This window comes from Pseudarthrobacter sp. TRD_SC_9 (genome assembly GCF_055361265.1).
The window spans coordinates 3,714,507-3,729,203 of sequence record NZ_CM143956.1 but is presented as its reverse complement, the minus strand read 5'-3'; the positions used below and the strand labels follow the sequence as shown (position 1 = coordinate 3,729,203).

Sequence of the window (14,697 nt, the reverse complement as noted above, 5' to 3'; positions counted from 1 at the left end):
ATGTACAGTACCGGCAGCGATGCAGCTGGGGCTATCTGACAACGGCATTGCGCAAATGTGCGTAGCTGTCGTCGTAAGTCGCCATAATCGAGGCGGTGCTCTCAGGGTATTGACTGCGACTTACCCCTGCCCTGTCCGCCAAGAGGTTGTACCGGCCCTCAATCTCCTGGTCCAGAACTGGTTCCAACTGGGCAATCCAGGTCCGGTAATCATCCGCGTCCTGGCCGCTGACGGGCGGGACCGGACCTTCTACCGGCACGTCAAGAGCCCCGGCGAGGGTGGCCATCACGGCGGCCTTGAGCTGCAGCGTTCGCAATTCCTCAGAACCGTCAGCCGCAGCGATGGCATGCCTTTCATTGCCCGCCCACAGGGTTTCCGCCAAGGTACTTCCCTCGCTGACCCCCTTGTCCACAAGACCCAGCAGGCCATCCTGCACAGGTTTGGGCAAGTCACCAAACTTCGGGATAAATTTCTTGACCGGGACGAGCCCAACCACAGACTCAACCGGTTTGATCACGGCTTTAGCCGCTTCATCCTGGTCAGCCCCTGCCACAATGCCGGCGCCATCCGAGGCGGCGTCCAGGAGGGCGTGCAAATGGACCAGCCGCTTGCCGACGCCGAGCACATCGATCGGGTTGTCCGTGCCCTGGGCGTGCCGGGCCAGTGCCGCCGAGTAGTCCGCCGCGAACGCATCCATGGCCCCGCCTCCTCCGCTTCCATAGATGCGGCCGATGACCCCAGACACTACTTCCTCATCCAGCACGGCGGCACGCCGGGATGAGCCGTCAGGCATCCGGATGTCCGTGGTGATTGCGTCGCCCGGATTGACTCCGGCGTCTTCAAGGAAGCTTGATTCGAGCAGGCCAGGCAGCTGGATGGCGGCAGCAAAGGTCAGCGATTCGACGGCGGCGGGACTGAGTCCATCCTTTTGAAAGTGCGGATTGTGAGCCAGCGTGGTGATGATGAGCCCGGATCCGGCTGCCAGCTGGTCCCACTCGGCGCTGTCGAGACCGGCCGGATGGATGGAGGCAGAAGCCCAGACCGCGAGTGCGCCTTCGAAACGATCAGCGTCGTTCCCGTTCGCTGCCTGCCAGTCCCGGCCGTACCAGTGGCGGATCCGGTCTGCTCCGTCCGCCTCGGTGAGGAAAGCGTGCGACGCTTCGGGTGAGTGGGCCAGCTGGCTGAAGACCAGCCCTGCCGGATCGCGGAGACGTTCAGCTGCTCGGTCTGCTGCCCCTGGCTGGGCTGTTTCTGCCTGGATGATCGCGGGGAGTGGGGTGGAAGTTCCCGTCTGGACCGGCGAGTCCTGGATCCGTTCCCGCTGGTCAACCCGGCGGGCCAGCGCCAAGGCCAGTGGAGCTCCGATGGCAGCGCCGGACAGCAGGTAGGCCAGGCCCGTATTTCCTGTCCTAAGGTCCTGGACCATGCCTGCGTCGAAGTCCGGGCGGTTAAGGGTCTCGAGTCCAACGTCCGGCAGCAGCCCGGAAGCCATAGCGGCGGCCTCCGAGTCATTCCAGCGTTGCGAGGCCAGCACAAAGGCCGATCGCATGGCCTGCGGGAAGCTGGAGGATTCAGAGCCCGGCCTGCCCTCCCGGGACGCGGGAAAGGAACCCACGAGCCGGGCGGCTTCCGTACCGCCTAGGGCTGTGAAGAAGGCGTCCATGTGTTCGGCGGAATAGCCGTAGGCGTCCAGGAGGTCCTTGAGTTGAGCATAGGACTCAGCGGTGGGCGGGTGGCGGCGAAGAATGTCCCGGGACTTGGCAGCCATTACTTCCGCTACCTGCGCCGGGCTGGCCCTGCGGGGATCGGCGATGCCGAATTCCACAAGCTGCCGTCGTGCCGATTTCCAGTCGCTCACGCGATGGGTGGCAACGGCTGCAACGGCTGCCCGGTCTGCGTCCCGGCGTTGCTCCCAGAGGCTCTCGATGTCCCGCTGGCAGCTGGCTATCTCCTCAGTCCGGACCTGGCGCTCAGCGAGTAGCCGCGCATAGGCAACTTCAGCGTCAGCACTCATGCCGCGCGGATACATCATGCCGGACGATGCCGGATCGGGGTGCAGGCGCAGCCATTCCCTGGCCAGTTCAATGCGGGCCCGGATTGGGCCGAACGAGCGGGAAATCCCCTCCAGGTCCTGCCGGTAGCGGTCCACTCCGGCCAACTGCCCCAGCAGGTTTTCCGAGACGCGCTTGAGATGCTGCTGGATGCCGTTCAGCAGGGCTGTGCATGCCGAGGCATCCGTTCCCTGCCATGCTCCAGGGATTTGGCCGGCCACGGAACCGGCGCCGGTGGCAGCGGTGTCCGTATCAACTATCTGCTGACGCAGGATCATGGCAGCCGTGATCAGTTCACCGGCGTTGTGTTTGCCGGGGTTCTCTTCCAGGAGGGCCGTCATACCGGCCATCCTGCCAAACGGCGTGCCGTATCCGCCCTCTCTATGCACGCTATGTGGATAACTCTCCGGGCCAGGGGACCGGTCCTAGACCCGCCCCAGCGAGCCAATGTCCTCGAGGAAGTCCCTCTGGACCTCCTCGCTCACCGTGGTCCGGGTTTCTCCGATTGCATCAAGGTAATCCTGGGTGGTAGGACCCTTCCGGACAGTCTTCCGGACGGCCTCCTCAACCGCGACGGAGGAAGATAGCGTGACCCCGGAGGCGCCGTCGTTGTTCTTTCCGTACACAACGTTCTCCAGCGCCCGCTGGGAGGCACTTCGCGCCGCATACTCAATGTCCGCGGGCGAGAACCCCTGCGTCCGCTCCACCAGCAGGGCAACATCCACGGAATCCACCACGGACGGTGGGATGAACCGCTGCCACATGGCAGTGCGCGCCTGCGCGTCCGGCAGGCCGATGGGAATTACGTAATCGAAGCGGCCGTGGCGGAGGAATGCGGTGTCCAGTGCGCGAATGAAGTTGGTGGCGCAGACCAGCAGCCGTCCCGGCTGTTCGCGGAATGCCGGAATGATCTTGAGCAGCTCGTTGGTGACGCCTTGCAACGGCGACGGCGGTTCACCGGAGCGCTGCGACGCGATCTCCTCCACCTCGTCGATGAAAACCACAGCGTGTTCCAGCTCGGAAATCTCCAGGAACGTCTCCCGGAGTGCACCGGCCAGGCCCTTCGGATCGGCGGCGAGCCGTGACGGAAACACCTCCACGAAGGGCCACTCGAGGCGGGATGCAATCGCCTTGGCAAACGTGGTTTTGCCGGTGCCGGGTGGACCGAACAACACCACCGCGCGTGGCGGCACCACACCGTATTCGTCTGCCAGATCGGCCTCGGCGAGCGGCAGGACTAAACGTCGTTCCAGCAGCTCCTTTTCCTTGCGCATGCCCGCAACGTTCTCCCAGAGGTCCCGCGCCAGTACGCGGCCGCCCAGCTGCCCCAACGCGCCCAGCTCCTGCCGCTGGACAGGAATGGTCCGCTCAAAATACCGGAGGTTCTTCTTCAGCGCGAAGCCGCGGCTGACAAACGCCTCCACGCGCGTTTCCGCCTCGGGCATCAGCGCAGACAGCTTGTTGAGTCCATGCGGGGCCATCCGGTTCTCGACGGCGGACAGCAGTGAGGTGCCAATACCCTGGCCACGGTTTTCCGGCAGCGTGGCAAGGAAAACGATCCAGCCCTGGTCGTGCGCGGCCCGTCCGACGGCGGCACCCACCACCGTTTCGCCCTGCACCGCCACCACCGCGTGGTCCTTTTCGCAGGAGGCCAGCACCTCGGAGAGGGCATATACCGGCTCCACGTTGGAGGCCTTAAGCGTCTCCCACAAGTGCAGGATGCCGTCCAGGTCGCTTGAATGGAAGTCCCTGATCCGCCAGGTTGTCATGTGGTGTCTCCCGGGGTGGTTCGTCATTGAACTGGGCAGAGCCGCGGAGTGCGGCATGCTGCTGAGCATAGGCGATTGACACCCTTGCGCCGCCTGCCTGCCGCTTCGTTACGCCAGCGGGCAAGCAGACAACGACGGCGGCACCCGGGTTCCGTTCGCAGGAAACCCGGGTGCCGCCGTCGAACTTTACTGCTGGTCAGACCTTGATGGGAACGGGGTGAACCTCGTCCGCCGGGTGGCCTGCCCGCTCGTGGATGCGCCTGACGGCGTCCGCGGACGGGGCTTCGGACAGGCAGTAAACCACGCCGGCGTCGGGGTCGGCCCATGCGGTTTTGAATTCCACATTCTCGTCACTTTGAATGGCGAGGTCGGCGTCGTGCGCGGCTTGAAGGGCTTCTTTAGTGAGCCCGGACATGTTGCGGTGGATATCCATGAACTCCGGCATCTTTGTGCTGCCTCCCTGGGTTGTTCTACGGTGAATACCGAGGATGATGCCGACGTTAGACCCGGGTCCCAGAGCCGTCAAGAGGTAAGTTTTCCTGGATGGTGCCGTGCTCTCACGGGCGCTCTCGCCGGTCTCCTCCGCCAGCCGCCGCAGGCTTGGCCGGACCAGGTCCTCCAGTGGGAAACGTGCCGATGCCGCAGATCCCGGCAGCAGGCCTGGCCGGTCAGCGATGTGCTCCTGAGGCCGGATTCATTTCAGCGCTGCGAGCGAAGCGATGTCCCGGGGCGTGGTCCGGCAGCAGCCGCCCAGCAGCCGTGCACCGAGTCCGCGCCACATGGGGGCGCCCTGTTCAAGGGTGAGGGGTTGGCCATTGATGACATCGTTTTCGGTGGGCGCCGGACCCCAGGTCTTGGTGACGGCGTCATAGCTTTCGCCGGAGTTTGGGTAGGCGAGCAGGGGAATAGCGGTTGCCTGGCGCAGGGTGCTTAGCGCGGGGGACACGAGTTCCAGCGGCACACAGTTCACCCCGAGCGCAGCAACCCGAGGCTCCGCGGCACACAACTCGGCCACTGCGCCCAATGGCGTGCCGTCGCTGATGTGCCCGCCGTCCCGGAGCGTGAAGGACAGCCAGGCCTCGACGTCGAACTCCACCAACAGCTCCAGCAACGCCTCGGCCTCCGGTAGGGAAGGCAGCGTTTCACAGGCCAAGAAGTCGACGCCGGCCTCCAGCAGGGCGGCGATCCGCGTCCGATGGAAATCGAGGAACGCGGCCCGGTCCAGGTGATAGTCGCCGCGGTACTCGGACCCGTCGGCCAGGTAGGCCCCGTAGGGGCCCACGGAACCCCCAATCAGCAGCGGCCCGGCGTTGGGGTTTTCGGCGAGGTATTCCGTGCGCGCTCCATCGGCCAGCCGGACACTCAACGCCACCAGGTCCAGCGCCTCTGCCTCGCTGATTCCACGACGGGCAAAGCCCAGCGGCGTGGCCTGGTAACTGGCGGTAAGGGCCACTTGGGCGCCGGCGCGGAAGTAATCCAAATGCACGCGCTTAACCAGCTGGGGCTGCTCCAGCAGGACCTTGGCTGACCACAGCGGGTCATCGAGGTTGCTGCCGTGAGCCTCCAACTCGGTGGCCAGCGCGCCGTCCAGCGTCAGGTTTTGCTGTTCGTCAAGGAGCCGGGAGAGGGCGGTGTTCCGGGACATGGCTACTTGAACGTCTCCGCCGGCGGGTTTGCCACCACCGGGGCCAGGCCGGTGAAGCCGTCGCGGGCCTGGGCGATCTCCCGGATCCGCTCGCGGCAGGCGTACCAGCCAAACACCATCAAGGCGCAGGCGACGGCGGTGACCAGCATGGTGAGCGGCGATTCGATGAACACCATCACCAGGACACCGGCCAGGAACAGCAGCGACAGGTAGCCGGTGTAGGGGGCGCCGAACATACGGAAGGACGGGCGCTCCAGGAAGCCCTTGTCTGCCCAGCGCTTGAGCTGGATCTGGCACAGAACTATGGTGGCCCACGTCATGACGATGCCCACGGAAGCCACGTTCAGGACAATTTCGAAGGCCTGCGCGGGGACCAGGTAGTTCAGCGGGACACCCAGCAGGGAGACGCCGGCCGTGATGGCAATTCCACCGTAGGGCACGCCGGCCTTGTTCATCCGCGAGGCGAACTTGGGCGCGGAGCCGTTGACGGACATGGAGCGCAGGATCCGGCCGGTGGAGTACAGGCCGGCGTTCAGCGAGGACAGCGCGGCGGTGAGCACCACCAGGTTCATGATGACGTCCACGCCCTGGATGCCGATGGAGCCGAAGAATGTCACGAACGGGCTGACACCCTTTTCATAGGACGTGTACGGCAGCAGCAGGGCGAGCAGGATGACCGAGCCGACGTAGAAGACGGCGATGCGGAACACCACGGAGTTGATGGCCTTGGGCATGATCTTTTCCGGGTTTTCGGTTTCGCCGGCCGCGGTGCCTACCAGCTCAATGGAGGCGTAAGCGAACAGCACACCCTGCATCAGGATGATCATCGGAAGCAGGCCGTTGGGGAAGACGCCGCCGTTGTCCGAGATGAGGCTCAGGCCCACCTGCTGGCCGTCCACCGGGGTGCCGAAGATGACGAAGTAGGTTCCGACGACGAGGAAGACTACCAGCGCGGCCACCTTGATCAGGGCGAACCAGAACTCCATCTCGCCGAAGACCTTCACGGACACCAAATTCAGTGCCAGGACGACCAGCAGGGCAATCAGGGCCCAGGCCCACTGCGGGACCGCGGCCATCCAGGGGATGTAGTTGCCGAAGAAATTCATGTAGAGCGCGGCGGCGGTGATGTCCACGATGGTGGTGGTGGCCCAGTTGATCCAGTAGAACCAGCCGGACACAAACGCGGCCTTTTCGCCGTAGAACTCGCGGGCGTAGGAGACGAAGGACCCCGACGACGGGCGGTGCAGCACCAGTTCGCCGAGCGCACGCAGGATGAGGAACGCGAAGAAACCGCAGACAGCGTACGCGATGACCAGCGACGGGCCAGCTGCATTAAGCCGGCCGCCGGCGCCCAGGAACAACCCTGTTCCAATGGCGCCGCCGATGGCGATCATCTGGATCTGCCGCGGCTTGAGGTTCTTGTGGTAGCCCTTGTCCTCGGCATGCAGCGCCGATTCGGTGGCGTGTGCCTGGGGCGGAACGGTGTGGTCCGTAATGGGTGTTTGTGCCATGGGGGAATGTCCTTTGGGGGTTGGGCTTGTCGAAACCGTGAGCGTCCGGTGGTTGAGGTTGTCGAAACCCCGGTTTCGACAACCTCAACCACCGTTACTTGCTGAGGTTGGCCAGGCGTTCGGGGCTGAGGAGTTCCTGGAGTTGTGGTGCGGTGAGCAGTCCGTGTTCCAGGACCAGTTCGGCCACGCCCTTGCCGGTGGCGAGTGCTTCTTGGGCGATGGCGGTTGCGGTGGCATAGCCCAGGTGGGGATTCAGGGCGGTGACCAGGCCGATGGACTGCTCCACGGTGAGGCGGAGGTGTTCGGTGTTGGCGGTGATGCCGGTGACGCAGCGGGCCGTAAGGGTGCGGCAGGCCGCTTCGAGGTGGCTGATGCTCTTGTGGAGGCTGTGGACGATGATCGGTTCGAAGGCGTTGAGCTGGAGCTGCCCGGCCTCGGCGGCCATGGTGATGGTGACGTCATTGCCCACCACCTCATAAGCCACCTGGGAGACCACTTCCGGGATCACCGGGTTGATCTTGCCGGGCATGATCGAGGACCCTGACTGCACGGCCGGGAGGTTTATTTCGCCGAGTCCGGCGCGTGGTCCGGAGGAGAGGAGCCGGAGGTCGTTGCAGATCTTGGAGAGTTTTACGGCCACGCGCTTCAGGACGCCGGAGAGGTGGACGAACGCGCCAACGTCCTGCGTCGCTTCGATGAGGTCGACGGCGGTGACCAGGGGCAGGCCGGTTACTTCGGCCAGGTGCCGGCAGGCTGCCTCGGCGTAGCCAGGAGGCGCGTTCAGACCGGTGCCGATCGCCGTGGCGCCCAGGTTGATTTCGTGAATGAGGAGGTCCGCTTCGGCTAGGCGCAGCTTGTCTTCTCCGATGGTGACGGCGTAGGTGCCAAACTCTTGGCCCAGGGTCATGGGGACGGCGTCCTGGAGCTGGGTGCGGCCCATCTTGACGATGGTGCGGAATTCCAAGGCCTTGGCAGCGAACGCGTCTTCGAGTCCGGTGAGGGCGTCCAGGAGTTCGCGGGCGGCGAAGATGGTGCCCAGTTTTACGGCGGTCGGGTAGACGTCGTTGGTCGACTGGCTCAGGTTGACGTGGTCGTTGGGGTGCAGGCGGGCGTAGTCGCCTTTGGGGTGGCCCAGGATTTCGAGGGCGCGGTTGGCGATGACCTCGTTCGCGTTCATGTTCGAGGACGTGCCGGCGCCGCCCTGGATCACGTCCACCACAAACTGGTCGGCGAGTTCACCGTTCATCACGTCCTGGCAGGCCTGCTCGATGGCGTCCCCGCGCTCGGCGTCCAGGAGACCGAGTTCGCGGTTGGTGCGGGCCGCGGCGAGTTTCACGGCGGCGAGCCCGCGGACCAGGTGCATGTTGCTGGACAGCGGCTGGCCGGTGATCGGGAAGTTCTCCACCGCCCGCAGCGTGTGGACACCCCAGTATGCGGTGGCGGGGATGTCCCGGTCACCGAGCAGGTCGTGCTCGGAGCGCGTCGCTGCCGCAGGGGTTTCGATGGTCGGGAAGCTGTTTGTCATGGTGGTCCTAGCGGGCTTCATTGACGGGCGTGGACAGGAAATCGAGGGCCTGGAAGGTGCCCACGTTGCGGCCGCCTCCCAGGACTGGGGCGGTGGCGAGGGAGCCGAGGGTGGAGGTGTCGACGTCGAGCGCTCCCAGTGCGCGGACGGTGACGGGCATCCGCGCGCGGTCGCCGCCGTCGGAAATCTTCACCGCGATGGCACGGCCGTCCGGGAGTCCCACCAGCTGGACAGCTTCAAAGCCGTCCTTCGCCACCACCCCGGGCACCAGGCGCATCAGTTCGGTGACGTCCCGGCGTTCGCCGGCAACCATCTCCGGGTGGCGGCTCATGGCCAGCCCGACGACGGCTTCCGCGGTGAGTGCCGGCGGCTCCTCGCCTGCCCCCGAGATCCCGGCGTCGGAAGCGGCCTTGGCGATCTTTCCGAAAGCGGTGGCCATGCCGCGCAAGGTGAGGGCGAACAGCGGAGTACCGCAGCCATCCGTGCTGATCCCGAAGGGCTGCTCGCCGGTGAGCTCGGCAACCGTGGCAGCGACCAGCTGCTGCAGCGGGTGGCCAGGATCCAGGTAGCCCTTGACCGGCCAGCCATTGATAACACACGTGGCGGCCATGGAGGCGTGCTTGCCGGAACAGTTCTGAGTGAGCTGGGTCGCGGTGCCGCCGGCACGCAGCCATTCTTCGCGCTCAGCCACGCCGTAGGGCAGGTCGAGGCTGTTTTCCAGGGCGTCAGGCGTGAGGCCGTGGAGTTCCAGAATGCGGCGCGTGCCGTCAATGTGGGTGGCGCTGCCAGAGTGGCTGGCTGCGGTGAGGGCCAGCAGGTCGGCGGGGAGGTCCAGCCCCGCCCGCACCATGGCGACCGCCTGCAGCGGCTTGAGCGAGGACCGCGGGTAGAACGGCGCAAGGGGATCGCCGGCACTAAGGAGGGTGCCGCCGTCGTGATCGGTAGCGATGACCGAACCGTAGTGGATGCTTTCGGCGAGGCCATCACGAACGGCGACTGCGAGCGGCGCGTGCGCGGGGAGTTGGCCGGCGTGGGCGGGCAGGATGACAGGCGCGGGGGAGGGCATGGGGTCCTTAGGGGGTGTCCAGGAGGGGCGGGTCCGCTTGTGGCGGGGGCTAACTGTCCAGGATGGAGTCGACGGCAGCGCCGACGGCTTCGAGGTGGCTTGCCATGGCTGCCGCGGCGGCTTCCGGGTTGCCGGCTTCGATCGCGGAGAGGATTTTCTGGTGCTCAGTGTCAGAGGCATGCTGCCGGTCTGCCACCAGGTTCAGGGTTTCGGACTGGTGTGCCAGGGCGTCCCGGATGTCCGCCACCACGCTGGCAAACACGCGGTTTCCGCTGGCCCGGGCGATGGCCGTGTGGAACGTGGAATCAAGATGTACCCAGGATTCCGGGTCACTTTCCTGGAGCATGGCCTGGGCAACGTCCTTGAGCTCCTGGAGGTCCTCATCGCTGCGGCGGAGGGCTGCAAGTGCCGCCGCCGGGACCTCGATGTGCGGCCGGGCTTCGGTGAGGTCGCGCGCTGAGTACTGGCCAAGTGCCAGATCGTTTGCCACCTTATTGGCGACGACGAATGTTCCCTTGCCTGTTTTGGTGACAGTCAGGCCAAGGGCGGTGCAGGAGCGGAGAGCCTCCCGGATCACGGAACGGCTCACCCCGTACTGCGCAGCAAGTGCTGCCTCGGAGCTCAGTTTGGCGCCTACCTCCACCCGGCCGGACTCGATGTCCTGGCGGACGGCGTTGAACACTGCCTCGGCGGCGCTGAGCCGGGTTAATGGCGTATGGCTTGGACCCGCAGGCTGTCCTGCTGTCCGGCTGTCTGACAGGTTCACGGTTAAAAATATGGCACGGGTCACAGGGGCATGTCAAAGTGGGGCATATTTTCATCCGGTAGCCTCGAAGGGATCCCGTTTCCCAACTGAGGACCTCCATGTCTCCCCGCACGCTGTTCCGCACCTTTGCCATCGCCGAAGCCATCACCTGGACCCTGCTGCTCCTCGGCATGTTCCTGAAGTACGTCACCAAAACGACGGACGTGGCGGTCTCGATCGGCGGCGGTATCCACGGCTTTGTGTTCCTCTGCTACGCCGTGGTGGCGTCCTTTGTGTGGCTGAACCAGAAATGGCCGGGCCGGGTGGGTGCCGTTGCGTTGGTCGCCACCCTCATCCCCTACGCCACCGTTCCGGTGGAGCGCCGGCTGGACCGTCAGGGAATGCTCGACGGCGGTTGGCGGCTCGGCGCCGGCGGTGACCAGCCGCGCGGGGTGCTGGAAAAAGTCCAGGCCTGGGTCCTCCGGAAGCCCATAGTTGCCGGCGTGAGCGCGCTGGCTGCCGTCGCCGTCGTCTTCGGTGTGCTGCTGGTGGCCGGCCCGCCCGGCACTTGGTTCGCCTAGCTCGCTATTTTGCCTGGCTCGCCGCTTTTCCAGGCCGGAGCGATGCTTCTTCCTGTTCCGGAACAGATGTATTGGCCGGTCCACGGACACTGAGGATCAGTGAGTCCAACGACTTGCGGGCGGCATCGATGGCGGCCAGTTCCCTGCTGAGGCGTTCGCGTTCCCTGAGAAGCCGCGCATGCAACTCCTGGGTCCGCACAGTTGGATCGGTGACGCATGGCAGGATCTCGGCCATCGTGGAACTGCACAAGCCCGCGCTGAAGAGCCGTTGAATGAGCAGGACTCGAGGTACAGCATCGGCGGTGTAGGTGCGTTGTCCTGAGTCGGTTCGATGTGCCGTCAGCAGTCCCTGTTCCTCGTAGTAGCGAAGGGACCGGAGACTGACTCCCGTCGCGGCTGCCAGTTCACCGATTCGCACTGTTATTTGCCCCTCACATTGGTGTCAGGTCCTACGGTAAAAACATGACGAACAAGAACTCAAACCATCCCGTGAAGCAACTCCGCCTTGTGGTCGAGGCAGAGGATTATGAAGCCGCCGTTGCCTTCTATCGTGACGTCCTTGGATTGACGGAGCAAGCAGCCTTCGAAGGAGAAGGAGATGCACGCGTCACGATACTGGAAGCCGGCCGCGCGACTCTGGAAATTGCCAACCCTGCACAAGTGAAGATGATTGACGCAGTGGAGGCTGATGGCAAGCGAAGTCCCAGCATCCGGGTGGCTTTTGAAGTCGAGGATTCGGCGGCCTGCACACAGAAGCTCGTGGACGCAGGCGGAACGCTGATCGCTGCACCCACGGAAACTCCCTGGAAGTCCCTCAACTCCAGGCTTGCAGCTCCCGCGGGCCTTCAGATTACGCTCTTCCAGGAACTCGAGAACGCGGAGGAACGAACCGCCCGGCCCGGCTTCAAACAGCCCTAGGGCCACCGTCCCCGTCGGCGGCGGGGGCCACACTTCCGTCCTGGAGTGCCGCCGTCTGCCGTTTCCCCCGGAGGAACAGCGCAACCGCGGCCGCCGTCGCCAGGCAGAGCAGGGCGTTGACCCCGATGGCCGGCAGTACTGCGTCCAGAACTCCCTGTGGACTCCGATCGCCGCCTTGTTGAAGAAGCACCGCCGCGATGATGCTGCTCATGATTGGGATGCCCATGGTGATGCCCACCTGCTGGCTCATGGTGGTCAGGCCGGTCGCGAGGCCCTGCTCAGTGTTGGAGAGCCCGGAGGTGGCGGTGATCATAAAGCCGACAATCGCCGCCAGGTTGGCAACGCCGCCGACGAAGGTTGCCAGCAGAACCAGGCCCAGCGAAGCCTGGCCGGTGTTGATCAGGAGCAGGGACCCGGTGGCTGCGGACTGAACCGCCAAGCCGCCCACGATGGTGGCTTTTGCGCCGTATCTGCCCACGATCCCGGGAGCGATCAGCCCGCCCACCACGGTGCCGACGCCCAGCACGGCGAAGGCCAGCCCTGCTCCGAGAGGCGAGAAACCCAGGACCTGCTGCAGATACAGCGTGAGGACAAAAACCAGGGACGTCTCCGTGGCAAAAGCCAGGATTCCTGCGACGTTTCCCCAAGCAATATTGTTCCGGCGCAGGATGGCGACCGGGACCAGCGCGTGGGAAGTGCGCTTCTCAATGATGACGAAAACGGCAAGCAGCGCCAGCCCACCGGCCAGCGATCCCCAGGCCAAGGGATCCAGCCAGCCCCGTTCACCCGCCGTGGTCAGGCCGAAGACCAGCAGGAGGAGCGCAAGAGTCACGGTCAGTGCCCCGGGAACATCCAGGCGCGTCTTCTTTGTCCGGGGTGCTTCGGTCAACAACTTCGGTGCGAGGACCAGGACGAACAGGGCCACCGGGATATTGATGAAGAAGGCCCAGCGCCAGGAGAGCAGGTCCGTCAGGAGGCCCCCGAGGATGGCGCCGGCGGTGAACCCGGCAGCCATCAGGGAACCGTTCAGGCCCAGTGCCTTATCGCGGAGGGGCCCCTCAGGGAATGAGGTGGTGAGCAGGGACAACGCCGCGGGGGTGACGGCCGCGGTCGCAAGGCCTTGCGCCACCCGGGCAGCCAGCAGGACCTCCGGCGTCGTGGCGAGCCCGCCCACCAGCGAACCAATCCCCAGCAGTGCCATCCCGGCGACGAAGAGGCGCTTGCGCCCGAAGAGATCAGCCACCCGGCCGAAGAAGAGCGTAAAGCCCGCCGCACACAGGGCGAACGACGTCGCCGTCCATTGGAGCTGCTCCAGCGACAGCCCGACGTCGGTCCCGATCCTTGGGAGGGCGACGTTCAGGATGGAGAAATCCACCGCGAGGGTGAAGCTGGCGGTCAGCAGCAGGATCATGACCAGCCGCTGACGGCCCGTCATCCTGGCCGGCAGCGTGGAAACCGGAGGAAGCGCGCGGGTGTCCGGGGAGGTGTCAGGTGTTGTCATTCGGGAAGTGTCCGTTCAGCGGGTCAGGTATGGATTCCTTTCCACCCTGTCGCTCCAGTGCCCGGACAGCCACGCCGTGTTGTGGGTAGCACTGCCGGTGCTACCCACAATCGGCGAGGGTCGTGAATACTCGGGGTATGAACCAACCGGCAGCCATGGGCGATTTCCTGCGCAAGCGGCGGGCTGCGCTGAGCCCCGGCGATGTGGGACTGATGGACTACGGTACCCGCCGCGTCCCCGGCCTGAGGCGCGAAGAAGTAGCCATGATGGCGGGAATGAGCGTCACGTACTATGCCCGCCTGGAACAGGGGCAGCACGTCAACGCTTCGGACGCCGTCATCGATTCACTCGCCCGGGCGCTGGCGCTCACAGATGTGGAGCGGAAGCACCTCGCCGATTTGTCCGGCATCAGGCGCGGCGGCGCGAAGCCATCCCGGAGCAGGCCGGACCACGTCCGCCCGGGAACCAATCGACTGGTCGACGCCATGGCTGTCCCTGCCGTGGTACTGGGCAAGCGCACAGAAATCCTGGCCTGGAACTCCGCCGGCCATCGCCTGGTGGCCTCCCACGAGGACTTTAATGCGCCGGAGGCTCCATCCAGGCGCCCCAACATGACCCGGATGCTCTTTTTGAATGACGCCACCCGCGCCCTCTACCCGCACTGGCGCTCAGAGGCGGGGCGGGCCGTCGCCTCCCTGCGGTTGCTGTCCGGAAGGTTTGCGGACGACGCCGAGCTGGCGGCTTTGGTGGGTGAACTCACCCTGAAGAGTCCGGAGTTCGCCTCGATGTGGGCGGAACATCCCGTGGAAAACTGCATGTCAGGACAGAAAACCCTGCTGCATCCCGACGTCGGATCCCTGGAGCTTGGGTTCGAAGTACTCACCATGCCGGATGATTCCGGTCACCGCATCCTGACCTACACGGCAGAGCCGGGGAGTGGTTCCGCCGCTGCCCTCGTCCGGCTCTCGGCGGACATACCCACTGGCGGGCTGAGGCTGCAATGACAGGTGCGTATTTCAGTCCTAATCTTCACCAGTCCACCGCACCCTTTTCGCACTTCACCCAGCATGGAGGCACAGGGTACACGGCAGGAATTATCGGCCAGGACCCGCAGAGCGGTGCCTTGGTCTCGGGTGACGTCGCGGAACAGTGCGTTGCCATGTTGGCCAACCTGGGGACGCTGCTGAGCGAGGTCGGGCTGGAATTCTCCGATGTGCTTCGAACAACTGTTTACCTGACGGACTACCAGGATTTCGCGGCGATCAACCGCGTCTATGCTGAGCGGCTCACGGCTCCCTTTCCCGCGCGAACCACCATTCAGGTTGCAGCGCTCCCGCTCGGCGCGAAGGTTCAGATCGACGCCGTCCTTGCGATGCGGAGCTGAT

14 protein-coding genes and 1 pseudogene are annotated in these 14,697 nt (G+C 65.1%); 4 read left to right on the top strand and 11 right to left on the bottom strand.

What is annotated here, in order from left to right:
* Positions 1–31: 31 nt before the first annotated feature.
* The 9 genes and pseudogenes from ACWA13_RS17470 to ACWA13_RS17430 form a co-directional block, all read right to left on the bottom strand.
* Complete coding sequence (locus tag ACWA13_RS17470; protein ID WP_463935619.1) at positions 32–2,392, bottom strand: hypothetical protein; 2,361 nt, start codon at positions 2,390–2,392, stop codon at positions 32–34.
* A gap of 84 nt (positions 2,393–2,476) precedes the next feature.
* Positions 2,477–3,820 carry an ATP-binding protein gene (locus ACWA13_RS17465; protein WP_463935617.1) on the bottom strand — a complete coding sequence of 448 codons (1,344 nt, stop codon included), beginning with the start codon at positions 3,818–3,820 and terminating at the stop codon, positions 2,477–2,479.
* Between the two features lie 196 nt (positions 3,821–4,016).
* The gene (locus ACWA13_RS17460; RefSeq protein ID WP_463935616.1) at positions 4,017–4,346 is read right to left on the bottom strand and encodes an SCO4226 family nickel-binding protein; all 330 of its coding nucleotides are present in this window, start codon (positions 4,344–4,346) and stop codon (positions 4,017–4,019) included.
* A gap of 36 nt (positions 4,347–4,382) precedes the next feature.
* Positions 4,383–4,478 (bottom strand): annotated as a pseudogene (locus ACWA13_RS17455) (IclR family transcriptional regulator); the annotation flags it as partial.
* A gap of 36 nt (positions 4,479–4,514) precedes the next feature.
* Positions 4,515–5,465: a homocysteine S-methyltransferase gene (gene mmuM, locus ACWA13_RS17450; protein WP_463935614.1), complete on the bottom strand. Its 951-nt coding sequence runs from the start codon at positions 5,463–5,465 to the stop codon at positions 4,515–4,517.
* 2 nt (positions 5,466–5,467) lie between these two features.
* On the bottom strand, positions 5,468–6,976 hold the full coding sequence (locus ACWA13_RS17445) for an amino acid permease (protein ID WP_463935613.1): 1,509 nt from the start codon (positions 6,974–6,976) through the stop codon (positions 5,468–5,470).
* A 94-nt stretch (positions 6,977–7,070) separates the two neighbouring features.
* Positions 7,071–8,501 carry an aspartate ammonia-lyase gene (locus ACWA13_RS17440; protein ID WP_463935611.1) on the bottom strand — a complete coding sequence of 477 codons (1,431 nt, stop codon included), beginning with the start codon at positions 8,499–8,501 and terminating at the stop codon, positions 7,071–7,073.
* 7 nt (positions 8,502–8,508) lie between these two features.
* Positions 8,509–9,567, bottom strand: a complete 1,059-nt coding sequence (locus ACWA13_RS17435; protein WP_463935610.1) for an asparaginase — start codon at positions 9,565–9,567, stop codon at positions 8,509–8,511.
* 49 nt (positions 9,568–9,616) lie between these two features.
* Complete coding sequence (locus ACWA13_RS17430; protein ID WP_463935608.1) at positions 9,617–10,333, bottom strand: FadR/GntR family transcriptional regulator; 717 nt, start codon at positions 10,331–10,333, stop codon at positions 9,617–9,619.
* Positions 10,334–10,431: 98 nt separating this feature from the next.
* Here ACWA13_RS17430 and ACWA13_RS17425 point away from each other — a divergent pair, with 98 nt between their 5' ends.
* Entirely contained in the window at positions 10,432–10,893 is a 462-nt protein-coding gene (locus tag ACWA13_RS17425; RefSeq protein ID WP_463935607.1) for a DUF3817 domain-containing protein, read from the top strand.
* Between the two features lie 4 nt (positions 10,894–10,897).
* Here the strand turns inward: ACWA13_RS17425 and ACWA13_RS17420 are convergent, their stop codons facing one another.
* Complete coding sequence (locus tag ACWA13_RS17420; protein ID WP_463935605.1) at positions 10,898–11,311, bottom strand: MerR family transcriptional regulator; 414 nt, start codon at positions 11,309–11,311, stop codon at positions 10,898–10,900.
* A gap of 44 nt (positions 11,312–11,355) precedes the next feature.
* Between ACWA13_RS17420 and ACWA13_RS17415 the strand changes: the two genes are divergently transcribed.
* Positions 11,356–11,811: a VOC family protein gene (locus ACWA13_RS17415; RefSeq protein WP_463935603.1), complete on the top strand. Its 456-nt coding sequence runs from the start codon at positions 11,356–11,358 to the stop codon at positions 11,809–11,811.
* Here ACWA13_RS17415 and ACWA13_RS17410 read toward each other — a convergent pair.
* Positions 11,798–13,312 (bottom strand): MFS transporter, encoded by a 1,515-nt coding sequence (locus ACWA13_RS17410; RefSeq protein ID WP_463935601.1) that lies wholly within the window; start codon positions 13,310–13,312, stop codon positions 11,798–11,800. The two genes, ACWA13_RS17415 and ACWA13_RS17410, sit on opposite strands and share 14 nt — an antisense overlap.
* A 137-nt stretch (positions 13,313–13,449) precedes the next feature.
* On the opposite strand from ACWA13_RS17410, the gene ACWA13_RS17405 reads away from it, so the two are divergent.
* On the top strand, positions 13,450–14,316 hold the full coding sequence (locus tag ACWA13_RS17405; protein ID WP_463935599.1) for a helix-turn-helix transcriptional regulator: 867 nt from the start codon (positions 13,450–13,452) through the stop codon (positions 14,314–14,316).
* On the top strand, positions 14,313–14,696 hold the full coding sequence (locus tag ACWA13_RS17400) for a RidA family protein (protein ID WP_463935597.1): 384 nt from the start codon (positions 14,313–14,315) through the stop codon (positions 14,694–14,696). Before ACWA13_RS17405 ends, ACWA13_RS17400 begins: the two co-directional genes overlap by 4 nt.
* Position 14,697: the final 1 nt, after the last annotated feature.